The organism is Streptomyces yangpuensis, assembly GCF_001005295.1.
GTDB classification, from domain to species: domain Bacteria; phylum Actinomycetota; class Actinomycetes; order Streptomycetales; family Streptomycetaceae; genus Streptomyces; species Streptomyces yangpuensis.
Genome location: NZ_LBMK01000009.1, coordinates 263,690 through 284,607, shown reverse-complemented (window position 1 = coordinate 284,607; position 20,918 = coordinate 263,690). Strand labels below are relative to the sequence as shown.

The following is a 20,918-nucleotide window of genomic DNA, read 5'->3' as shown; positions in this document are numbered from 1 at the left end:
CACTCCGCCGTGTCCCCGCCCCACCGGCCCGCGCTGCTGGAGGGGGGACGGGCAGGGGTGTCCCCGCAGGACGAGGCGCGACCAAAGCCGTCTGGCCGGGCCAGGGCCGTACGCGCCGAGCCGAGGAGATACCCCTGCCCGGCCACCCGACCGACCCGAACCGCGCCCGTACCCCGGCCCAGCCGCACGCTCCACTCGGACCGGACCGCCGAGCAACCCCGCAGGGGCCCGGCCACCCGACCGACCCGCACCGTGCCGGTACCCCGTCCCGCGGCACGGCTCCGGCCGGACAGGACCACGGCTCCCGGAGCCGGCTCGTACTGTTGGAGGGGGGACGGGGAGGGGTGTCCCCGCAGGACGAGGCGCGACCGGGGCCGTCTGGCCGGGCCTGGGCCGCACGCGCCGAGCCGAGGAGAGACCCCTGCCCGGCCACCCGACCGACCCGCACCACGCCCGCACTCCGGCCCCGCGGCACGGCTCCGGCCGGAGCGGACCGTCGAGCAGCCCCGCAGGGGTCCCGCACCGGGCCCGTTCCCCGGCCCTGCCGCGTGCTCCGGGCGGAGCGGACCGCCGAGCAGCCCCGCAGGGGTCACCGCTTCAGCGCGCCTGTACCCCGGTCCAGCCGCGCGGAGCCCCGCCGAGCGACCCCGTAGGGAGGAGGCGGCCCGTCAGGAGGCCGTGGAGGGTGTGGGTGGCGGCCAGGAGCCAGGCGGTCAGGAGGGCGAGGAAGAGGGCCGCGGCGAGCCAGGCGAGGGCGGTGAGGCCGGTGTGGCGGGCCAGGCCGGCGGCGCCGGTGACGCAGGTGCCGACGGGGAAGGTCAGCGCCCACCAGGTCATCGCGAAGCCCATGCCCTGCCGGGCCGCCCGGACCAGCAGGCACACGGCGAGCGCCAGCCACAGCAGGGCGAAGCCCATCACGGGCACCCCGTAGACGACCGCGAAGGCGCCGAGCGCGTCGGCGTAGGGGGCGCCGATCGCCTGGGGAGCCATGTCGGCGAGCTGGTTCACGGCGGTGGTGGACTGCCCGAGCGGGCCGAGTACGAGGAACAGGGTCGGGGTCAGAGCCAGGGGCAGCGGGCCGGCCACGATCAGCCGGCCGAGGATCAGGGGGAGCATCAGCAGGGTGGCGAGCAGGCTGATCCCGAACATGGCGTAGCAGGCGAGCAGCATGGCCTCGCGGGGCTGGCCGGGGGCCAGGTGGGGTATCAGCAGCGGCCCGAGGGCGGCGGAGACCATGGGGGCGACGAGGGGCAGCAGCCACACAGGGCTGGCCTGCTTCGGTTCGACCTTGTGGCGCACCACCATCAGGTACGGCACGGCCACGGCCGCGACCAGGCCGATCACGGTGCCCGCGGTGAAGAGCACGGCGTCCACGGCCACGGCGGCGCCGGTGCCGATGAGGTCCTTGCCGACGATGAGCGTGCCGCCGCCGACGGCCAGCAACGCCATGGAGAGGCAGCCGTAGAAGGGGGCGACGGCGGGGTCGAGCAGGTGGGCGCGGACCTGGTCGCGGTGGTGGAGCCAGTGCCCGGCGCGGGCGGTGAGCAGGACGGCGAGGGCGACGGCGGACAGCGCCCAGACGAGCTGGCAGGCCACGCGCTGGCCGGGGAGCTGGTACGGGAGGGCCGCGCCGGCGGTGGCGACGATCGCGGTGCCCATGACGGAGGCGTACCAGTTGGGGCCGAGGTGTCGCAGCGCCGGTGCCTTGTGGGCGGTGGGCGCGGGCTCGGTGAGGGTGCGGGGTCGCACGAGGGTGGTGGCCATGGGTCCAGCGTCATGCGGGGGCGGGCCGAACGGCAGGGATCATCTGTCTATAAGGCCATAAACTGATGTTATGGGTGAGGAGAACTTGGTTCCGCTGGCGCACCGCGTACCGGACCTGGGCGCGCTGGAGCTGCTGCTGGCGGTGGCCCGTGTCGGGAGTCTGAGCGGGGCTGCCCGGCGGCTGGGCATCACCCAGCCCGCGGCGAGCAGCCGGATCCGGGCGATGGAGACCCGGCTCGGTGTGGCGCTGGTGGACCGGTCCCCGCGGGGGTCGACGCTGACAGCCGAGGGTGCGCTGGTCACCGACTGGGCCCGGCGGGTGGTGGAGGCGGCGGAGGCCTTCGACGCGGGGGCGCAGGCGCTGCGGGGGCGGCGGGACTCGCGGCTGCGGGTGGCGGCCAGTATGACCATCGCCGAGTACCTGATGCCGGGGTGGCTGATCGCGCTGCGCGGGCAGCGGCCGGACACGGCGGTGTCGCTGCACGCGGGCAATTCGGCGGTGGTCGTGCAGCGGGTGCTCACGCACGAGGCTGACCTGGGCTTCGTGGAGGGGCTGTCGGTGCCCGAGGGGCTGGACTCGGCGGTGATCGCGCAGGACCGGCTGGTCGTGGCGGTGGCGCCGGTCCATCCGTGGGCGCGGCGTTCGCGGGGGGTGGAGGCGGCGGAGCTGGCCGCGACCCCGCTGATCCTGCGGGAGCGGGGATCGGGCACGCGCCAGGTGCTGGACGCGGCGCTCGCCGGGCACGGCGGGCTGGCCGCGCCGCTGCTGGAGCTGGCTTCGACGACGGCGGTGAAGGCGGCCGCGCTGGGCGGCGCGGGGCCGTGCGTGCTGTCGGAGCTGGCGGTGGTGGACGAGCTGGCGGCGCGCCGTCTGGTGGAGGTGCCGGTGACGGGCGCCGAGCTGGGCCGGGCCCTGCGGGCGGTCTGGCCGGCGGGAGCCCGCCCGGCGGGCCCGGCCCGGGACCTGCTCTCCCTGACCCGCGGGACCCCCTAGCAGGAAAGCGTGCGACGACGCCGGTGGTCACGGGATCGGTCTCCCGGGCGGACATGGGTGCATCGATCACGCAGCGTAGGAGGCGGGACCGGCAGGAGTCAGCCCGGGGCCTGGGAGCGGGACCGGAGGGTCTTCGTCAGCAGGGAGCCCGCGACGATCAGGGCCACGCCCAGCCACCACATGTTGTCGAAGATCAGGACGGCGATGCCGACCGGTACGAGCGTGCCCGCCAGCGGTACCAGGAACCCCGCCCACGGCGTGGGCTCGGGAGGCAGGCCGGCGGCTTCGCGGACCGCCCGGGCGCGGGCGACGTCCGGGTACCAGACGGTGAACTTCACCGCGGCGACGATCGCCAGGATCTGGATGATCCAGCCGGTCCAGATGTTGCTCGGGTCGTGCAGGACCAGGTCCCCGTACGCTCCTGCGGCGGCCGCGATCAGGAAGGCGATGCCCCACGCCCCCGTGATCATGTAGTTGGTGCGCAGGAAGCCGCGGGTGTGCCAGAGCGACGGATCGACCTGCTCGCGGGCGTACTGGAGGGTGAACGGCATCCGCACGGCCATCGAGCCGAAGGCGATCACCGCCAGCGCGATGTTGGCGACTTCGCCCGCGTACGTCTCCAGCCAGTTCAGGGTGCCCTCGCTCGCCAGGGCCCCGATCACGGCCATCGCGGCGAAGAAGACGATGTCGGCCAGCTCCAGAAGCTTCCAGGAACTGCCGCGGTTGACCACGTGGCTCAGCACGGTCAGGGCGACCGACGCGGCCAGGGCCAGTCCCACGGCCAGTTCGAACCGTCCCGGGCCGACCAGCAGCGAGAAGATGATCCACGGCGCCATGCCCACGACCGGGTTGTCCAGGAACCCGGCCACCGGCCCCTTCGTCGTGCTGTGCGCGTCGGTGCTCACCCGTCCAGCGTGCGCGCGTGCGGGGTCCGGGGCCAATCGGACGGTACGGGTCCGCCCCCGGCCCTTCCGCGGGACCGGGGGCGGGGGAGGAGGCGGCGGTCAGGCCACCGGTACCGCGCTGCGTGCCGTGGCCGCCTCGATCAGGGACGCCATCACCCGGGTGTCCTTGTCCCGCTCCGGGTGCCACTGGACGCCCAGCACCCAGCGCGCCGGGTCGGGCAGTTCGATCGCCTCCACCGTGCCGTCGAGCGCGTGCGCCGAGACGACCAGGCCGCGGCCCAGGCGTTCGACCGCCTGGTGGTGGTAGGTCGGGACCTGCGCCTCCTCCGGGACCAGGTCCGCGTACCGGGTACCGGGGACCGGGCGGACCGGGTGCCAGGACATGACGCCCGGGGTGTCGACGTGGCCGTCGATGTGCTGGACCAGCGTGCCGCCCAGGGCCACGTTCAGCGCCTGCATGCCGCGGCAGATGCCGAGCACGGGCACGTCCGCCTCCAGCGCGGCGTCGATCAGGGCCAGTTCCCACTGGTCGCGGACCGTCGCGGGGGCGCCCGTACGGGGGTCGCGTGCGGCGCCGTAGTGGACCGGGTCCACGTCCGGGCCGCCCGCGACGACCAGGCCGTCCACCCTGCTCAGCACCTCCGCCGCCGCACCGGGCGCGTCCGGGGGCAGCAGTACGGCCGCGCCGCCCGCCGCCTGGACGAGTTCGTGGTACCCGGTCGGTACGAGGGACGTCGGGACGTCCCACACGCCGTAGCGGGTGGATTCCTCGACGTAGGTGGTGATGCCGATGAGCGGCCTGGGCACGTTCGATACCTCCGGAAAGGGGCGGGGACGGACGGTGACAGGGTTTCAGTCGCGGGCCAGTTCCGCCTCGGCTTCCGCGAGGGCCGCGAACTCCTCCTCGGGGGCCGAGGCCACGAGGTGGTGCCGGCTGTAGAAGGCGAAGTACGCCAGCGCGACGGCGTACACGGCCAGCGCGATGAACGCCGCGTCCTTGTCCACCAGGAAGGTGGCGACCAGGGCCGAGAGGGCGAGGACGAAGGCCACCGAGGAGGTCAGGATGCCGCCCGGGGTGCGGTACGGGCGCTCCAGCTGTGGCTCCCGGCGGCGCAGCACGATGTGGGAGAGCGCCATCAGGGCGTAGGAGATGGTGGCGCCGAAGACCGCGATGTTGAGCATGCGGGCGCCGTTGCCGGTGGCCGCGGCCAGGGCGAAGCCGATCGCGCCGGGGATGATCAGCCCCAGGTACGGGGCCTTGCGCTTCGAGGTGAGCGAGAGGAAGCGGGGCAGGTAGCCGGCGCGGGAGAGGGCGAAGAGCTGGCGGGAGCCCGCGTAGATGAGGGAGAAGAAGGAGGCGACGAGGCCGGCCAGGCCCGCGTAGTTCACGAACCGGCTGAGGGCGGTCGGGCCGCCGTCCCCCTCCAGCGCCACGACCAGCGGGTTGCCGGCCGACTTGACGGCGTCGGCGCCCTGCGCGCCGGTCGCCGCGAAGAAGGTGATCAGGGCCAGCAGGGCGAGGACGCCCATGGAGATGGCCAGCGCCTTCGGCATGGAGCGGACCGGGTCCTTGGCCTCTTCGGCCGCCAGCGGTACGCCTTCCACACCGAGGAAGAACCACATGCCGAAGGGGAAGGCGGCCCAGATGCCGAGCAGGCCCAGCGGCAGCCAGGAGTTCGAGCCGAAGGCGTCCGGGTCGACCGGGATGTCGTTCAGGCCGTCGGCGCTGAATTCGGTGAAGGCGCCGACCGCGAAGATCAGCAGTGCGGCGACGGCCACCGCGGTGACGACGAGGCTGAAGCGCAGGGCCTCGCCGACGCCCCACAGGTGCACCCCGATGAAGATCACGAAGCAGCCGAGGTAGACGGGCCAGCTGGAGGTCAGGCCGAAGAGGCCGAGGGACTCCACGTAGTCGCCGATGAAGATGACGATCGCCGCCGGGGCCAGGATGTACTCGATGAGGATGGCGGTGCCGGTGAGGAAGCCGCCCCAGGGGCCCAGCGCGCGGCGGGCGAAGCCGTAGCCGCCGCCCGCCGTCGGCAGGATGGTGGACAGCTCCGCGAGGGAGAAGACCAGGCAGGCGTACATGGCGCCCATGAGGACGGTGGCGATGGCGAGACCGCCGAAGCCGCCCTTGTCGAGGCCGACGTTCCAGCCGGAGAAGTCACCGGAGACGACGTAGGCGACGCCGAGTCCGGTCAGCAGCAGCCAGCCGGCGCTGCCGCGGCGCAGGGTGCGGCGCTCCAGGTAGTTGTCCGGGCCGTCGCCGCCGCCGGCGGGTGACGTGGTGGGTGCGGGCACGGCTGTCAGCCGTGCCTCGATGTCGTCGGCCATCGTGCGCTCCTGCCTCAGGGCAATGGTTGTGGGGCGTACCTTTGTCCTAGTGGAGCGGAGCGCGCAAGACCTCTGCGTAAAACAGAAGTTACGAAAACCTCTCGGACACCCCCCGACCCGCCGTCCCCGTCCGCCTCAGGCGAGGAATCCGCGCAGCAGCGCGGCCGTGCCGCAGCAGTGCTCGCGCATGGTCTCGCGGGCCCCGGCCGCGTCCCGTTCCAGCACCGACTCCACCAGTGCGGTGTGCTGCTGCTGCGAGTGCTCCAGGTTGCGGACCAGCAGCGGTATGCAGTCGAGCAGGTCGTTGACGGTGGCCCGGACAGCCGCGTACTGGGCGGTCAGGGTGGCGGACCCGGCGAGCTCGCACAGGGTGAGGTGGAAGAGCGTGTCCTGGCGGCGGTAGTCGGCGAGCGGGGCGTCGTGGGTGGCCCCCAGCGCGGCCAGCAGCCGTTCGGTGTCCTCCTCGGTCAGCCCCTGCGAGGCGCACAGCCCGGCCGCCCCCACCTCCAGCACCTCGCGGAAGCGCAGGACGTCCTCGATGTCCACGCCCGCCACCCGCCTGCGCAGCTCCTCCTCGGTGCCGCCGGCCGGGGTGTCGGGGCGGGGGCGTACGAAGGTCCCGCCGTACCGGCCGCGCCGCGCCTCCACCAGGCCCTGGTCCTGCAGCACCTTCAGGACCTCGCGCAGGGTGACCCGGCTGATCCCCATCCGCTCCGCCAGCTCGCGCTCGGGCGGCAGTCGCTCGCCGCCGGGCACCAGGCCCAGGCGGACCACCTGGAGGATCTGCTCCAGCGCCTCCTCGAACCCGTTGCCCGCCCGCACCTGGCGCAGCACCGGGTTCAGGCGCCGGGCGGCGTCGCCTTCGCTCGCCGTATCGGTCATCTCGGCTCCTCCCCTTCCCAAGCAATGGTTCTATTCAATACCTTAGGCCTCCTCGGCTCACCGAAGGAGAGATTCCCGTGGTAGACCGCAAGCCGCCGCTCGCGCCCGAGGAGCTCCGTGCCCTCGTCGCCAGCGGTGAGATCGACACAGTCGTCCTGGCCTTCCCCGACATGCAGGGGCGGCTCCAGGGCAAGCGGTTCGCCGCACAGTTCTTCCTGGACGAGGTCCTCGCGCACGGCACCGAGGGCTGCAACTACCTCCTCGCCGTCGACACCGACATGAACACCGTCGACGGGTACGAGATGTCCTCCTGGGACCGGGGCTACGGCGACTTCGCCATGCACCCCGACACCGCCACCCTGCGCCGCATCCCCTGGAACCCCGGCAGCGCCTTCATCCTGGCCGACCTGGCCTGGAACGACGGCACCCCCGTCGTGGCCGCCCCCCGGCAGATCCTGCGCCGCCAGCTGGAACGCCTCGCCGAGCACGGATACACCGCGATGGTCGGCACCGAGCTGGAGTTCATGGTCTTCCAGGACACCTACGAACAGGCCTGGAACGCGGGCTACCGCGGCCTGACCCCCGCCAACCAGTACAACATCGACTACTCGATCCTCGGGACCGGCCGCATCGAACCCCTGCTGCGCCGGATCCGCAACGAGATGCAGACCGCCGGGCTGACCGTCGAGTCGGCCAAGGGAGAGTGCAACCTCGGCCAGCACGAGATCGCCTTCCGCTACGACGAGGCGCTCACCACCTGCGACCAGCACTCCGTCTACAAGACCGGCGCCAAGGAGATCGCCGCCCAGGAGGGTGTCTCGCTCACCTTCATGGCCAAGTACGACGAGCGCGAGGGCAACTCCTGTCACATCCACCTCTCACTCACCGACACCGACGGACGCAACGTGATGGCCGGGGAGGGCCACGGGGAACACGGCATGTCCCCCGTGATGCGGCACTTCCTGGCCGGCCAGCTCGCCGCGCTGCGCGACTTCTCCCTTCTCTACGCCCCGAACGTCAACTCGTACAAGCGTTTCCGGCCGGGATCCTTCGCACCGACCGCCGTCGCCTGGGGCCTCGACAACCGCACCTGCGCCCTGCGCGTCGTCGGCCACGGCCGCTCCATGCGCTTCGAGAACCGCCTCCCCGGCGGCGACGTCAACCCCTACCTCGCCGTCGCCGGCCTGGTCGCGGCCGGCCTCTACGGCATCGAGAACCGCCTGGAACTGCCGCCGATCTGCACCGGCAACGCCTACACCGGCGACTACGCCCACGTCCCCGCCACCCTGCGCGAGGCCGCCGAACTCTGGGAGAACAGCGAGATCGCCAAGGCCGCCTTCGGCCCCGAGGTCGTCGCCCACTACCGGAACATGGCCCGCGTGGAACTCGACGCCTACGACTCCGCGGTCACCGACTGGGAGCTGCGCCGCTCCTTCGAACGCCTGTAGCCCCGCACACCACCGAACCGAAACTGTGAGGCACCACGTGTCCGATGCGAAGGCCCTTTCCCAGCTGAGTGTGCTGAATCCGGCCACCGAGGAACTCGTCGCCGTCGTCCCGGCCGCCACACGGGACGACGTCGACGCCGCCGTCGCCCGGGCCGCCGCGGCCCAGCGCGCCTGGGCGGCGGCCGCCCCCGCCGACCGGGCCCGCCTGCTGCGCCGCTTCGCCGCGGTCGTCGACGGGCACATCGAGGAACTGGCCCTGCTGGAGGTCCGCGAAGCCGGCCACACCATCGGCAACGCCCGCTGGGAAGCCGGCAACGTACGCGACCTGCTCGACTTCGCCGCCGGGGGAGTGGAACGGCTCTCCGGCCGCCAGATCCCCGTCGCCGGCGGCATCGACGTCACCTTCCTCGAACCCCTCGGCGTCATCGGTGTGATCGCCCCCTGGAACTTCCCCATGCCGATCGCCGCCTGGGGCCTCGCCCCGGCGCTCGCCGCCGGCAACGCCGTCATCCTCAAGCCCGCCGAGACCACCCCGCTCACCGCGCTGCGCCTCGCCGAACTCGCCCTCGAAGCCGGGATCCCCGAGCACCTCTTCCAGGTGCTCCCCGGCCGCGGGGACACCGCCGGCGACGCGCTCGTCGAACACCCCGGCGTCGCGAAGATCGTCTTCACCGGCTCCACACGCGTCGGCAAGCAGATCATGGCCAAGTGCGCCGACCGGGTGAAGCGCGTCACTCTCGAACTCGGCGGCAAGAGCCCCAACATCGTCTTCGCCGACGCCGACCTGGAGGCCGCCGCGGCAGCCGCCCCCATGGCCTTCCTCGACAACACCGGCCAGGACTGCTGCGCCCGCACCCGCATCCTCGTACAACGCTCCGCCTACGACCGCTTCCTCGACCTCCTCGCCCCCGGCATCGCGGCCGTCGCCGTCGGCGACCCGCTCGACGAGAAGACGCAGGTAGGCCCGCTGATCTCCCGGGCCCAGCTGGACCGCGTACGGTCCTTCGTCACCGACGCCCTCACCACCGTCCGCGGCACCGCCCCCGAAGGCCCCGGCTTCTGGTACCCGCCGACCCTCGTCACGGACGTCGCCCCCACCGCGCCCGTCGCCGCCGAGGAGGTCTTCGGCCCCGTCGCCGTCGTCCTGCCCTTCGACGACGAGGAGGACGCCGTACGCCTGGCCAACGCCACCGAATACGGCCTCTCCGGCTCCCTGTGGACCCGCGACATCGGCCGCGCCCTGCGCGTCTCGCGCGCCGTCGCCGCCGGCAACCTGTCCGTCAACTCCCACAGCAGCGTCCGCTACTGGACCCCGTTCGGCGGCTACAAGCAGTCCGGACTCGGCCGCGAGCTCGGACCCGACGCCCTCACCGCTTTCACCGAGACCAAGAACGTCTTCATCAGTACGGAGGCCTGAACCACATGTCCGTAGAGCCCACCGAGATCATCTGCCGCCGCCTCGTCGGCCGCACCGCCGTCATCACCGGAGCCGGCAGCGGCATCGGCCTCGCCACCGCCCGCCGCCTCGCCTCCGAAGGCGCCAACGTCGTCTGCGCCGACATCGACGAGACGGCCGGCAAGGCCGCCGCCGAGGAGGTCGCAGGCCTCTTCGTCAAGGTCGACGTCACCGACAAGGAGGACGTCGAAGCCCTCTTCAAGACGGCCTTCGACACCTACGGCTCCGTCGACATCGCCTTCAACAACGCGGGCATCTCGCCCCCGGACGACGACTCCATCCTCACCACCGAACTCGACGCCTGGCGCCGCGTCCAGGACGTCAACCTCACCTCCGTCTACCTCTGCTGCAAGGCCGCCCTGCCCTACATGCAGCGCCAGGGCCGCGGCTCCATCATCAACACCGCCTCCTTCGTCGCCATCATGGGCGCGGCCACCTCCCAGATCTCCTACACCGCCTCCAAGGGCGGCGTCCTGGCCATGTCCCGCGAGCTCGGCGTCCAGTTCGCCCGCGAGGGCATCCGCGTCAACGCCCTGTGCCCCGGGCCCGTCAACACCCCGCTCCTGCAGGAGCTGTTCGCCAAGGACCCCGAACGCGCCGCCCGCCGGCTCGTGCACATCCCGCTGGGCCGGTTCGCGGAGCCCACCGAGATCGCCGCCGCCGTCGCCTTCCTCGCCAGCGACGACTCCTCCTTCATCAACGCCACCGACTTCCTCGTCGACGGCGGTATCTCCGGCGCGTACGTCACCCCCCTCTAGACACGCGCCACCCCCCCCAGCTCCCCCCACCCGACAGCCGGGCGTCAGCACGACGCCCGGCTGTCGTGCTCCACCACCCGTGACGCCTTCACCGCCAAGGAGCGCTCACCCATGTCCCCACGCGCCACCACCCGCCGCCTCCAGGCGCTCGCCGCCGCCGCGATCACCGTCGCGGCCCTCGTCGCCGTCGCACCCACCGCGGAAGCCGCGCACCCCGGAGCACCCTGCACCACCCCGCAGCTGAAGACCGGCTGGTACGGCGACAACCGGGCGCGCCTCCAGCAGCTCATCGACCGCTACGGCCGCTGCACCCCGTACCGGCCCGCCCGCACCCGACCCGTCGCCGTCTTCGACTGGGACAACACCGTCGTCAAGAACGACGTCGGCGACGCCACCATGTTCTGGCTGCTCCGCAACTCCAGGATCCGCCAGCCCGCCCACGGCGACTGGAGCGCCACCAGCCGCTTCCTCACCCCCGCCGCGGCCGGCGCCCTCACCGACGCGTGCGGAGCCCTCGCCCGTCCCGGCACCCCGCTGCCCACCGCAGCACCCACCGGAGCCGGCTGCGCGGACGAGATCAACGCCGTCTACGGCACCGCGGCGACCCGCACCGGAGCCGCCGCCTTCACCGGCTGGGACCGCCGCACCATGGAACCCGGATACGCCTGGCTGGCCCAGCTCATGCACGGCTGGACCGCCCGCGAGATCCGCGGCTTCGCCGCTGCCGCCCGCACCGAGAACCTCGCCGCGCCCCTCGGCGCCACCCAGCAGGTCGGCACCGGCCGGGCCACCGGCTGGGTCCGCTACTACGACCAGCAGCGGGACCTGATCGACAGCCTCCGCAAGGCCGGCTTCGACGTCTGGATCAGCTCCGCCTCCCCGCAACCGGTCGTCGAGGTCTGGGCCGAGGGCGTCGGAATCGACGCCGGCCACGTCATCGGCATCCGCAACACCACGACCCGCGGCGGGACGTACACCAGCCGCCTCCAGGGCTGCGGATCCGTCGCGGACGACGCCGACACGATGATCAACTACATCGACGGCAAACGCTGCTGGATCAACGAGGAGATCTTCGGGGTGCGCGGCCCCGCCGCCGAGAGGATCCAGCCGGCCGCCCGCCGCCAGGTGTTCGCGGCAGGCGACTCCGACACCGACATCTCGTTCCTGCGGGACGCCACCGCCCTGCGGCTCGTCGTGAACCGGAACAAGAACGAAGTGATGTGCCGGGCCTACGACGACAGCGACGGCAAGTGGATCGTGAACCCGATGTTCATCGAGCCGAAGAAACAGCGGACCAGCCCCTACCCCTGCTCCACCACCGGCTACGTCGACCACGACGGCACGGCCGGCCCGGTCCGCCGCGGCGACACCACCGTCATCCCGGACCAGACGGACACCGTGTACTAGACCAAGGTGCGGCGTACTAGAGGAAGGTGCGGCCCTCACCCCGGTACGTCGGCACGCTGTCCGTGACCCGGTCGCCCTCGACGAGGTGCAGGGTGTCGAACCGTTCGCACAGCTCGCCCGCCTTGGCATGGCGGAACCAGACCCGGTCGCCGATCAGCAGATCGTCGGCCGGGCCCCCCAGCAGCGGGGTCTGCACCTCGCCGGCCCCCTCCTGCGGGTCGTAGCGCAGCCCCTGCGGCAGGTACGGCACCGGCAGCCGGTCCGGCCCCGCCGCACCGGAGGCCGGATAACCGCCGCCGAGCACCGTCACCACCCCGACACCGGGCCTGCGCACCACAGGCTGCGCGAACAGCGCCGCCGGACGCCCCCGGAACGAGGTGTAGTTGTCGAAGAGCCGCGGCACGTACAGCCCCGACCCGGCGGCGATCTCCGTCACCGCGTCCTCGGCCGCGGTCTGCTGCACGCTGCCGGTACCGCCGCCGTTGACGAACTCCAGGTCCGGTACGACGGCCCGTACGGCCGCCACCACCTCGGCCCGCCGCGCCGCCAGCTCCCTGCGGGCCGCGCCCTGCATCAGCCGGATCGCCCGGGACCGCAGCGGGCGCCCCGCCAGCGCGTCCCCGACCCCGGCGACATGGCCCTCGTACGCCATCAGCCCCACCACCCGGAAGCCGGGCCGGGCGGCGACCGTACGGGCCAGCGCGGCCAGTTGCGCGGGCTCACGCAGCGGAGAGCGGCGCGCCCCGACCCGGATCCGGCCGCCCATAAGGTGCAGGGCGGTGTCCAGCTCCAGGCAGACCCGGATCTCCTCGGCGCCGCCGTCCCGGGCCGCGTCGATCAGCTCCAGCTGCGCGGGGTCGTCCACCAGTACGGTCACGGCGCCGGCCAGCTTGGCGTCGCCGGCCAGCTCCGCGAAACCGGCCCGGTCGGCGGAGGGGTACGCGAGGAGCACGTCCCCGAACCCGGACCGGGCCAGCCACAGCGACTCGGCGAGCGTGTACGACATGATCCCGGCGAACCCGGGCCGGGCCAGCACCCGTTCCAGCAGGGCGCGGCACCGGACCGACTTGCTGGCGACCCTGACCGGCTTGCCGCCGGCCCGGCGCACGAGGTCGTCGGCGTTGGCGTCGAAGGCCTCGAGATCCACGATGGCCAGCGGCGCGTCCAGGTGCGCGGTCGCCCGGTCGTACCGGGCGCGGTCGGCGGCGGGGGAGTTCATGGTCGGCAGCTTGCCAGAGGTCTGTACCGGTGGGTAGGGGTCGGGCGGTCTCCCCCGAGGCTCCGCCCCGGACCCCGCGCCTCAAACGCCGACGGGGCTGAAATCCAGCCGGTGGCCCCGCCCCGGCCCGGCCCGTCCCGCCGGGACCGGCGGGGCGGCCGTCTCGGCAGGGCGTTCTCGGGGACCACGTAGAGTACGGACAGGCAGCCGTACGGAACGGGGGGGCGGAGCCGCCGGATGACCACGACGACACCGCGGACCACGATCCCGGGCGAGCCCGACCCCTGGTCCCCGCCGCCCCAGCCCGCCCACGCACCACCGCGCCGCCACCCCGGCCGCGTCGCGGCCGCCACCCTCTGCCTCCTCCTCGGCGGCGGCCTCCTCGGCGGCGCCGCCCTCACCACCTGGTCCGAACACCGCGCCGCGCACCGCCCCCTGCCCGCCGACGCCGCCCACCGCAAGGCCGGCTCGCTCTGGCGCTCGGCCCCCGTGGACAGCCTCTTCCCGCCCGTCCTCGCCGGCCCCTCGGCCGGCCCGGGCGGCGCCGACCGCACCTGGACCCGCATCGCCCTAGCCCCCGACGCCGACTGTCCGGCCGCCCTCGCGGCGGACTGGCAGGCCCTGCTGGCCCCCACCGGCTGCACCCGCGTCCTGCGCGCCACCTACACCGACGCCACCCGCAGCTCCCTGATCGCCGTCGGCATGGTCTTCACCCCCGCCGACGGGCCCACGATGAAGACGCTCGACGGACGCCTCACCGCCCCGCCCGGCTACGGGTTCGACGACAGCCGGCGGGCCGCCTGGGCGGCCTCCGTACGCACCGAGGCTCCCGTCGTCGTCTACGCCGTCTCCGCCTTCGCCGACGGCCGCGCCCAGGACGCCCCCCGCCCCGCCGAGGACCTCGTCAAGAAGGACGCCAAGGGCGCGGCCGCCCAGGCCGGCCTCGGCCACGACGCCAAGGCCCTCGCCGAACGCCTCGGGCACGGCCTGGCGACCCTCGCCGCACCACCCGCAACGGACGCCACCGCGCGCGCCACACCCGCCTCGAAGGCCGCACGATGACCCCCGCCCCCGACACCGCCTCCGCCCGCGTACGAACCCCCGCCTCCGCCCGCGCACGAACCCCCGCCCGCGGCGCGGCCGTGCTCGCCGCCGTCGCGCTGCTCGCGACCGCCACCGCCGCCCCGGCCGCCGCCGACACCATCCGCGACCGCCAGTGGGGACTGCTGGCCCTGCGCGCCGAGGAGGCCTGGGGGACCACCCGCGGCGACGGCGTGACCGTCGCCGTCCTCGACACCGGCGTCGACGAGTCCCACCCGGACCTGTCCGGGCAGGTCCTCGCCGGCACCGACCTCATCGGCATGGGCGCCGGCCCCGGCGACCGCGCCTGGGCCCGCCACGGGACGGCCATGGCGAGCATCATCGCCGGGCACGGCCACGGCCCCAGCCGGAGCCAGGGCGTCCTCGGCATCGCCCCCCAGGCACGGATCCTGCCGGTACGGGTGATTCTCGAAGAGGGGGACCCGGGCCGCGCCAAGGCCCGCGAGAGCAAAGGCGGCGCCCTGGCCGAAGGCATCCGCTGGGCCGTGGACCACGGGGCCGACGTCATCAACCTGTCCCTCGGCGACGACAGCGACTCCGCCCACCACGAGGCGGGCGAGGACGAGGCCGTCCAGTACGCCCTCTCCAAGGGCGTGGTCGTCGTCGCCTCGGCGGGCAACGGCGGCGAGTCCGGCGACCGCGTCTCCTACCCGGCCGCCTATCCGGGGGTCATCGCCGTGACCGCCGTCGACCGCCGCGGCCGGAAGGCCAAGTTCTCCACGCGCAACTGGTACGCCACCGTGAGCGCCCCCGGCGTCGACGTCGTCATCGCCGACCCCGACCGCTCCTACTACGAGGGCTGGGGCACCAGCGCGGCGGCCGCCTTCGTCTCCGGGGCGGCGGCCCTCGTCAAGGCCGCGCACCCCGGCCTGTCCCCGGCCCAGGTCAAGAAGCTGCTGGAGGACACCGCCTCCGACTCCCCGGCGGGTGGCCGAGACGACGCCCGCGGCCACGGCATGGTGGATCCGGCCGCCGCCCTGCAGGTCGCGGAGGCGATGCGGCCGGAGCCCGCGGTACCCGCCCCGGCCGCGGCCGGGAGCACGTACTTCGGCCCGGGTCCCGAGCGGGTCCGCCCGCCCGAGCGGTCCGCCCGGCTCGGCGCCCCCGCCGCCGCGGTCGCCGGAGCGGCGCTGCTCGTCCTGGCCGCCGTACTGGCCCGGCGGCCGCGACGGGGTACCCGGGGCGGCGACGCGCACCCGGCACAGTAGGGTCGGGTAACTGTGGCGAACATGGCGAACAAGAACATTCCCGACCCGGGCTTCTCCGACGACGACGGCTCCGCCGATCCCGAGCTGACCGCGGCCCTCGCCGCGTGGGCCGAGGACCGCACCCAGGAGCCGCGGGTGCTGGCCGCACTCAAGGGCGCCCGGCTGCTGGTCCCGGTGGTCGCCGTGCTCGGCGAGGTGGAGACCGACCCGGAGACCGGCCTCAAGCGGGAGAAGACCAGCGACATGGCCGTCCCGACGCTGCGGGCGGGCGACCGCCGGGCCCTGCCCGCCTTCACCTCCATCGCCTCGCTCGCGCTGTGGGACCCTGCCGCCCGGCCGGTGGCCGTCCCGCTGCACCAGGCCCTGGCGGCCGCCGCGCACGAGAAGGCCGACACCGTGGTGCTGGACCTGGCCGGCCCGGTCGCCTACCAGCTGACCGGCCCCGCGCTGCTGGCGCTCGCCGAGGGCCGCACGGACACCGACCCGCTGGCCGACCCGGCGGTACGGGAGGCCGTACGGGCCGCCGTGTCCGGCGAGCCGGCCGTGCTGCGTGCCCACCTCGGCCCGGGCGGGGCCGACGCCGACGGAATCCTCGCGATCGTGCTGGCCGCCGACGCGCAGGCGCCTGCCGCGGCCCGCCGCGTCGCCGAGGCCCTGGCGGCGGACACCACCCTGCGGGCCCGCCTGGTGCGCGGTCTGAATCTGGCGCTGCTGCCGGCGGACGCCCCGGTCCCGCCCGGCGAGGCGCTCTTCACCCGCTGAACGCCGAAGGAGGGGCGGGCCGCGATACACGGCCCGCCCCTCCTTCGTCGTTCCCGGTACGGGACTTCGTCGTTCCCGGTACGGGACGGCCGGTGATCAGCCGAAGACCGGGCCGGTGAACTTCTCGCCCGGGCCCTGGCCCGGCTCGTCCGGGACGATCGAGGCCTCGCGGAAGGCCAGCTGCAGCGACTTCAGGCCGTCGCGCAGCGGGGCGGCGTGGAAGGAGCTGATCTCGGTGGCGCTCGCGGTGACCAGGCCGGCGAGAGCCGTGATCAGCTTGCGGGCCTCGTCGAGGTCCTTGTGCTCGGAGTCCGGCTTGTCCAGGCCAAGGTTGACCGCCGCGGCGCTCAGCAGGTGCACGGCCACCGTGGTGATCACCTCGACGGCGGGCACGTCCGCGATGTCGCGGGTCATGGCGTCGTAGTCGGGGGCGCCGTCGGCAGCGGAATCGGTGGGGGTGGAGGGTGTCGCGTCAGTCATGCGCCCCACGATATGCCGTGCGGCGGGCTTGCAACGCGGGTGCTAGTATGTACATCGACCGGCCGGATGCTGTGGTGTCCGGCCCACAAGTGGAGGCTCCGTTCTCCCACCTGACCGCCTTCCGGGGCGGCGGGTCACCGGTCAGGCGGCATCCATCGTTCCGTACGGACGATGGAAAGCCGCCCGAGTCTGCGCCCCGCGTCTCGCATGCGGCGGTGCTCCGGTCGTATTGGAGCCCCTGCCTGTGCCCGGCGGGGCTTTTTTCATTCTCCCGCTGTGGTCGGTCTGACGGAAATACACGTCAGCGGCTGTCTGCCAGGCAGTCGTGTGGTGCTACCGAGGAGGATCCATCAGCACCGAGCCCCGCATCAACGACCGGATTCGCGTTCCCGAGGTACGACTCGTCGGTCCCAGCGGCGAGCAGGTCGGCATCGTGCCGCTTGCCAAGGCGCTTGAGCTCGCACAGGAGTACGACCTCGACCTGGTCGAGGTCGCGGCGTCCGCACGCCCGCCGGTCTGCAAGCTCATGGACTACGGCAAGTTCAAGTACGAGTCGGCCATGAAGGCCCGTGAGGCGCGCAAGAACCAGGCGCACACGGTCATCAAGGAAATGAAGCTCCGGCCGAAGATCGACCCGCACGACTATGACACCAAGAAGGGTCACGTCGTTCGGTTCCTCAAGCAGGGCGACAAGGTCAAGATCACGATCATGTTCCGTGGTCGCGAGCAGTCCCGGCCGGAACTCGGCTACCGACTGCTGCAGCGTCTCGCTTCGGACGTCGAGGAGCTCGGCTTCATCGAGTCGAACCCGAAGCAGGACGGCCGAAACATGATCATGGTCCTCGGTCCGCACAAGAAGAAGACCGAGGCGATGGCCGAAGCCCGCGAGGCGCAGGCCGCCCGCAAGGCCGAGCGCCAGGGTGCCGCCGCTGCCGACGAGGCGACTCCTTCCAAGGAGGCCGCCCCGGTCGAGGCGACGGACACCAAGGATGCCGAGGTCACCGAGGCCGACGCCGGTGAGGCGAACGCCGAGGCCTGATTTCGAGGCACCTGTCTCGAATCACCTACACACCATGACGCTCCCCACAGCCGGTCCGGTCCGGACCGGCGCGGGAGCGCCACCGACGAGGAGATAACGGCGCCATGCCGAAGAACAAGACGCACAGCGGTACCAAGAAGCGCTTCAAGGTCACCGGCTCCGGCAAGGTGCTCCGCGAGCGCGCCGGCAAGCGCCACCTGCTCGAGCACAAGTCGTCCCGTGTCACCCGCCGCCTCACCGGCAACGCGGAGATGGCTCCCGGCGACGCCGCGAAGATCAAGAAGCTTCTCGGCATCTGACATCCACCGCTCCCCTGCCGGGAGCGGATGCATGTCGAGACCGGGACCCCATCGAATTTCCGGGTCGTGTGAAGACACCCACGGCCCCGCTACAAGGAGTTAAAAAGTGGCACGCGTCAAGCGGGCAGTAAACGCCCACAAGAAGCGCCGGGCGATCCTCGAGGCGGCCTCCGGCTACCGCGGTCAGCGTTCGCGCCTGTACCGCAAGGCCAAGGAGCAGGTCACCCACTCGCTGGTCTACAACTTCAACGACCGCAAGAAGCGCAAGGGCGACTTCCGTCAGCTGTGGATCCAGCGCATCAACGCCGCTGCCCGCCAGAACGGCATGACGTACAACCGCCTCATCCAGGGTCTGAAGGCCGCCAACATCGAGGTGGACCGCAAGATCCTCGCGGAGCTGGCCGTCAACGACGCCAACGCGTTCGCCGCGCTCGTCGAGGTCGCGCAGAAGGCGCTCCCGGCCGACGTCAACGCCCCCAAGGCCGCCGCGTAAGGCCTGGCCGGCCGCTCGATCGGCCGGCACCCTCGGACCCGCAGGCGAACCGCCTGCGGGTCCGAGTGCTTTCCCCGCCCCGCAGGTGGGCGTACCGCCCGCGCTCCGCGCGTGGCGCGCGCCCCGCACCCCTGGGCCCCGCACCACCGCGCCCTGGGCGCCCGCACCCCGAGAGAGAACCGCAGAGACCATGGCTGACCTGGGTCACCCCGCCGAGCTGATCTCCCCCCGATCCCCGCGGGTGGCCGCCGCCAGGCGACTGGCGCGGCGCAACTTCCGCACCAAGGAGCGCCGGTTCATCGCCGAGGGCCCCCAGGCGGTCCGCGAGGCCGTCGAGCACCGCGGTCCCACGGGCGCCCCGACCCTGATCGAGCTGTTCGCCACGGTCGAGGCCGCCGAGCGCTACTCCGAGATCGTCGGTGCGGCCCTGGACGCGGGCGCCCGCGTGCACTACGCCTCCGACGAGGTGCTCGCGGAGGTCTCCCAGACCGTCACCCCGCAGGGACTCGTCGGTGTCTGCCACTTCCTCGACTCGCCCTTCGAGGAGATCCTCAAGGCCGGGCCCAAGCTCGTCGCGGTCCTCGCGCACGTCCGGGACCCCGGCAACGCGGGTACGGTGCTGCGCTGCGCGGACGCCGCCGGCGCCGACGCGGTGGTGCTGACCGACGCCTCCGTCGACCTCTACAACCCCAAGTCCGTACGGGCCTCCGTGGGCTCCCTCTTCCACCTCCCGGTCGCCGTCGGCGTCCCGGTGGAACAGGCCGTCGAGGGGCTGCGCGCGGCCGGCGTACGGATCCTGGCGGCCGACGGAGCCGGCGAGGACGACCTCGACGCCGAACTGGACGCGGGCACCATGGGCGGCCCCTCCGCCTGGGTCTTCGGCAACGAGGCCTGGGGCCTGCCGGAGGAGACCAGGGCCCTCGCGGACGCCGTCGTACGGGTCCCGATCCACGGGAAGGCGGAGAGCCTGAACCTGGCGACGGCCGCCGCCGTGTGTCTCTACGCATCCGCGCGTGCACAGCGGGCGCCCGGAGGGTGCCGCTCCGTGACCCCCAGCTAGTAGTGTGGCGGCCCGGAGGGGCCCACTGCGCTACTCGGAGATGTGGGGTACGGGGACATGACCGTCGGTACGAACAGCTCACCCGGAGCCGCTGACGCGGCCGAGGAGCGGTTCCGGGACGCCCCCGCAGTCCCGGCCGCGGCCGTCGACGGGCTGTGCGGAGTGCCGCCGCAGGCCGTGGACTCGGGCCGGGCGCGCGGCGCCCGGCCGCCGGTCCGGAGGACCGACCGGGCGGCCGTCGAGGCCCCGTCCGGCGGCCTCGGCTTCGCGGTGGACCCCGACAGCCTGCCCGACGGGCTCGTCGTCGCCGACGAGCGGGGCCGGGTGGTCTGCTTCAACGCGGCCGCCGCCCGGATCACCCAGCTCGCGCCGGAGCGGGCGCTCGGCGCCCCCATCGACCGGGCCCTTCCGCTGGAGGACCTCGAAGGCCGCCGCTGGTGGGCGCTGACGGACCCGTACGGGGGCCTCGCCACCCGCCGCGGGCAGCCCGAGCGCAACCTGCTGCTCCCCGGGGGCCGCGAGGTGCTCGTCTCCGCGAGCTATGTCCGCACCCACCCCACCGGCCCGGTGCGCCGCCTCGTGGTCACCCTGCGCGGCACCGAGGCCCGCCGCCGCACCGAGCGCAGCCACGCCGAGCTGATCGCCACCGTCGCCCACGAGCTGCGCTCCCCGCTGACCTCCGTCAAGGGGTTCACCGCGACCCTGCTCGCCAAGTGGGAACGGTTCACGGACGACCAGAAGCGGCTGATGCTGGAGACCGTCGACGCCGACGCCAACCGCGTCACCCGCCTCATCGCGGAGCTCCTGGACATCTCACGCATCGACTCCGGCCGGCTGGAAGTGCGCCGGCAGCCGGTGGACATCGCCACCGCCGTGGGCCGGCACGTCCAGGCGCTCACCGCGAACGGCCAGGACCCCGCACGCTTCCTCGTCAGCGTCAGCCGCCCGCTGCCCGACCTGTGGGCCGATCCGGACAAGATCGACCAGATCCTGGGCAACCTCCTCGAAAATGCGGTGCGCCACGGCGAAGGAACGGTCACCATCGGGGTGTCGCCGCATGAGAAGGGAACCGCCGTCACCGTGTCCGACGAAGGCCCCGGGATCCCCGAGGAGTCGATGGCCCGCGTCTTCACCCGCTTCTGGCGGGGAAGCAAGCGCGGCGGCACCGGCCTGGGCCTGTACATCGTCAAGGGCATCGTGGAGGCGCACGGCGGCACCATCACGGTCGGCCGCGGCCCCGGCGGCGGCGCCGAGTTCCGATTTATCCTGCCCGTGAGCGCCCCGGCCTATCTCACGCAGTAGTCCTGCG

At 73.3% G+C, this 20,918-nt stretch carries 20 protein-coding genes; 13 read left to right on the top strand and 7 right to left on the bottom strand.

What is annotated here, in order from left to right; genetic code table 11:
• Window positions 1-597: 597 nt before the first annotated feature.
• Window positions 598-1,764, bottom strand: coding sequence for a TDT family transporter (locus AAT21_RS31975; RefSeq protein WP_046780451.1), 1,167 nt, complete (start codon window positions 1,762-1,764; stop codon window positions 598-600).
• 70 nt (window positions 1,765-1,834) lie between these two features.
• Between AAT21_RS31975 and AAT21_RS31970 the strand changes: the two genes are divergently transcribed.
• On the top strand, window positions 1,835-2,758 hold the full coding sequence (locus AAT21_RS31970) for a LysR family transcriptional regulator (RefSeq protein WP_046780450.1): 924 nt from the start codon (window positions 1,835-1,837) through the stop codon (window positions 2,756-2,758).
• 98 nt (window positions 2,759-2,856) lie between these two features.
• Here the strand turns inward: AAT21_RS31970 and AAT21_RS31965 are convergent, their stop codons facing one another.
• The 4 genes from AAT21_RS31965 to AAT21_RS31950 form a co-directional block, all read right to left on the bottom strand.
• Entirely contained in the window at window positions 2,857-3,663 is an 807-nt protein-coding gene (locus AAT21_RS31965; protein WP_046780449.1) for a hypothetical protein, read from the bottom strand.
• A 99-nt stretch (window positions 3,664-3,762) separates the two neighbouring features.
• Window positions 3,763-4,470 carry a gamma-glutamyl-gamma-aminobutyrate hydrolase family protein gene (locus AAT21_RS31960; RefSeq protein ID WP_046780448.1) on the bottom strand — a complete coding sequence of 236 codons (708 nt, stop codon included), beginning with the start codon at window positions 4,468-4,470 and terminating at the stop codon, window positions 3,763-3,765.
• Window positions 4,471-4,515: 45 nt separating this feature from the next.
• Complete coding sequence (eat, locus tag AAT21_RS31955; protein ID WP_046780447.1) at window positions 4,516-5,997, bottom strand: ethanolamine permease; 1,482 nt, start codon at window positions 5,995-5,997, stop codon at window positions 4,516-4,518.
• 135 nt (window positions 5,998-6,132) lie between these two features.
• Entirely contained in the window at window positions 6,133-6,879 is a 747-nt protein-coding gene (locus AAT21_RS31950; RefSeq protein ID WP_046780446.1) for a FadR/GntR family transcriptional regulator, read from the bottom strand.
• A gap of 77 nt (window positions 6,880-6,956) precedes the next feature.
• On the opposite strand from AAT21_RS31950, the gene AAT21_RS31945 reads away from it, so the two are divergent.
• The 4 genes from AAT21_RS31945 (at window position 6,957) to AAT21_RS31930 (ending at window position 11,948) form a co-directional block, all read left to right on the top strand.
• Window positions 6,957-8,327 (top strand): glutamine synthetase family protein, encoded by a 1,371-nt coding sequence (locus AAT21_RS31945; protein WP_046780445.1) that lies wholly within the window; start codon window positions 6,957-6,959, stop codon window positions 8,325-8,327.
• A gap of 37 nt (window positions 8,328-8,364) precedes the next feature.
• On the top strand, window positions 8,365-9,744 hold the full coding sequence (locus AAT21_RS31940) for an aldehyde dehydrogenase family protein (RefSeq protein ID WP_046780444.1): 1,380 nt from the start codon (window positions 8,365-8,367) through the stop codon (window positions 9,742-9,744).
• A 5-nt stretch (window positions 9,745-9,749) separates the two neighbouring features.
• Window positions 9,750-10,541: a 3-oxoacyl-ACP reductase gene (locus AAT21_RS31935; protein ID WP_046780443.1), complete on the top strand. Its 792-nt coding sequence runs from the start codon at window positions 9,750-9,752 to the stop codon at window positions 10,539-10,541.
• Between the two features lie 111 nt (window positions 10,542-10,652).
• Window positions 10,653-11,948, top strand: coding sequence for a haloacid dehalogenase-like hydrolase (locus AAT21_RS31930; protein ID WP_046780442.1), 1,296 nt, complete (start codon window positions 10,653-10,655; stop codon window positions 11,946-11,948).
• A gap of 16 nt (window positions 11,949-11,964) precedes the next feature.
• Here the strand turns inward: AAT21_RS31930 and AAT21_RS31925 are convergent, their stop codons facing one another.
• Window positions 11,965-13,167 carry an amino acid deaminase/aldolase gene (locus AAT21_RS31925; protein ID WP_046780441.1) on the bottom strand — a complete coding sequence of 401 codons (1,203 nt, stop codon included), beginning with the start codon at window positions 13,165-13,167 and terminating at the stop codon, window positions 11,965-11,967.
• 237 nt (window positions 13,168-13,404) lie between these two features.
• Here AAT21_RS31925 and AAT21_RS31920 point away from each other — a divergent pair, with 237 nt between their 5' ends.
• From AAT21_RS31920 to AAT21_RS31910, 3 genes are read left to right on the top strand one after another with little or no spacing between them, the layout of a single operon-like run.
• The gene (locus tag AAT21_RS31920; RefSeq protein WP_052758080.1) at window positions 13,405-14,229 is read left to right on the top strand and encodes a hypothetical protein; all 825 of its coding nucleotides are present in this window, start codon (window positions 13,405-13,407) and stop codon (window positions 14,227-14,229) included.
• Window positions 14,226-15,476 carry a type VII secretion-associated serine protease mycosin gene (gene mycP / locus AAT21_RS31915; protein WP_079026092.1) on the top strand — a complete coding sequence of 417 codons (1,251 nt, stop codon included), beginning with the start codon at window positions 14,226-14,228 and terminating at the stop codon, window positions 15,474-15,476. Before AAT21_RS31920 ends, mycP begins: the two co-directional genes overlap by 4 nt.
• A 21-nt stretch (window positions 15,477-15,497) precedes the next feature.
• Complete coding sequence (locus AAT21_RS31910; protein WP_046780440.1) at window positions 15,498-16,238, top strand: SseB family protein; 741 nt, start codon at window positions 15,498-15,500, stop codon at window positions 16,236-16,238.
• A gap of 96 nt (window positions 16,239-16,334) precedes the next feature.
• Here the strand turns inward: AAT21_RS31910 and AAT21_RS31905 are convergent, their stop codons facing one another.
• Window positions 16,335-16,718 carry a DUF1844 domain-containing protein gene (locus tag AAT21_RS31905; protein WP_030963249.1) on the bottom strand — a complete coding sequence of 128 codons (384 nt, stop codon included), beginning with the start codon at window positions 16,716-16,718 and terminating at the stop codon, window positions 16,335-16,337.
• Window positions 16,719-17,043: 325 nt separating this feature from the next.
• Here AAT21_RS31905 and infC point away from each other — a divergent pair, with 325 nt between their 5' ends.
• From infC to AAT21_RS31880, 5 genes are all read left to right on the top strand, one after another.
• Window positions 17,044-17,757, top strand: coding sequence for a translation initiation factor IF-3 (infC, locus tag AAT21_RS31900; protein ID WP_046780439.1), 714 nt, complete (start codon window positions 17,044-17,046; stop codon window positions 17,755-17,757).
• Window positions 17,758-17,861: 104 nt separating this feature from the next.
• Complete coding sequence (gene rpmI / locus AAT21_RS31895; RefSeq protein WP_030012385.1) at window positions 17,862-18,056, top strand: 50S ribosomal protein L35; 195 nt, start codon at window positions 17,862-17,864, stop codon at window positions 18,054-18,056.
• Window positions 18,057-18,162: 106 nt separating this feature from the next.
• Window positions 18,163-18,549: a 50S ribosomal protein L20 gene (gene rplT / locus AAT21_RS31890; protein ID WP_007263143.1), complete on the top strand. Its 387-nt coding sequence runs from the start codon at window positions 18,163-18,165 to the stop codon at window positions 18,547-18,549.
• A gap of 199 nt (window positions 18,550-18,748) precedes the next feature.
• A complete protein-coding gene (locus tag AAT21_RS31885; protein WP_046780495.1) occupies window positions 18,749-19,609 on the top strand; it encodes a TrmH family RNA methyltransferase in 861 nt (286 codons plus the stop codon).
• A 57-nt stretch (window positions 19,610-19,666) separates the two neighbouring features.
• Window positions 19,667-20,911: a sensor histidine kinase gene (locus AAT21_RS31880; protein WP_046780494.1), complete on the top strand. Its 1,245-nt coding sequence runs from the start codon at window positions 19,667-19,669 to the stop codon at window positions 20,909-20,911.
• The last annotated feature ends 7 nt before the right edge of the window (window positions 20,912-20,918 follow it).

Bases quoted from the DNA above. Each gene is read 5' to 3' on its own strand.
- mycP (WP_079026092.1), top strand. From the start codon at position 14,226: ATGACCCCCGCCCCCGACACCGCCTCCGCCCGCGTACGAACCCCCGCC.
- AAT21_RS31920 (WP_052758080.1), top strand. From the start codon at position 13,405: ATGACCACGACGACACCGCGGACCACGATCCCGGGCGAGCCCGACCCC.
- AAT21_RS31910 (WP_046780440.1), top strand. From the start codon at position 15,498: ATGGCGAACAAGAACATTCCCGACCCGGGCTTCTCCGACGACGACGGC.
- AAT21_RS31905 (WP_030963249.1), bottom strand. From the start codon at position 16,718: ATGACTGACGCGACACCCTCCACCCCCACCGATTCCGCTGCCGACGGC.
- AAT21_RS31880 (WP_046780494.1), top strand. From the start codon at position 19,667: ATGACCGTCGGTACGAACAGCTCACCCGGAGCCGCTGACGCGGCCGAG.
- AAT21_RS31935 (WP_046780443.1), top strand. From the start codon at position 9,750: ATGTCCGTAGAGCCCACCGAGATCATCTGCCGCCGCCTCGTCGGCCGC.
- AAT21_RS31975 (WP_046780451.1), bottom strand. From the start codon at position 1,764: ATGGCCACCACCCTCGTGCGACCCCGCACCCTCACCGAGCCCGCGCCC.
- AAT21_RS31970 (WP_046780450.1), top strand. From the start codon at position 1,835: ATGGGTGAGGAGAACTTGGTTCCGCTGGCGCACCGCGTACCGGACCTG.
- AAT21_RS31950 (WP_046780446.1), bottom strand. From the start codon at position 6,879: ATGACCGATACGGCGAGCGAAGGCGACGCCGCCCGGCGCCTGAACCCG.
- eat (WP_046780447.1), bottom strand. From the start codon at position 5,997: ATGGCCGACGACATCGAGGCACGGCTGACAGCCGTGCCCGCACCCACC.
- rpmI (WP_030012385.1), top strand. From the start codon at position 17,862: ATGCCGAAGAACAAGACGCACAGCGGTACCAAGAAGCGCTTCAAGGTC.
- AAT21_RS31925 (WP_046780441.1), bottom strand. From the start codon at position 13,167: ATGAACTCCCCCGCCGCCGACCGCGCCCGGTACGACCGGGCGACCGCG.
- AAT21_RS31930 (WP_046780442.1), top strand. From the start codon at position 10,653: ATGTCCCCACGCGCCACCACCCGCCGCCTCCAGGCGCTCGCCGCCGCC.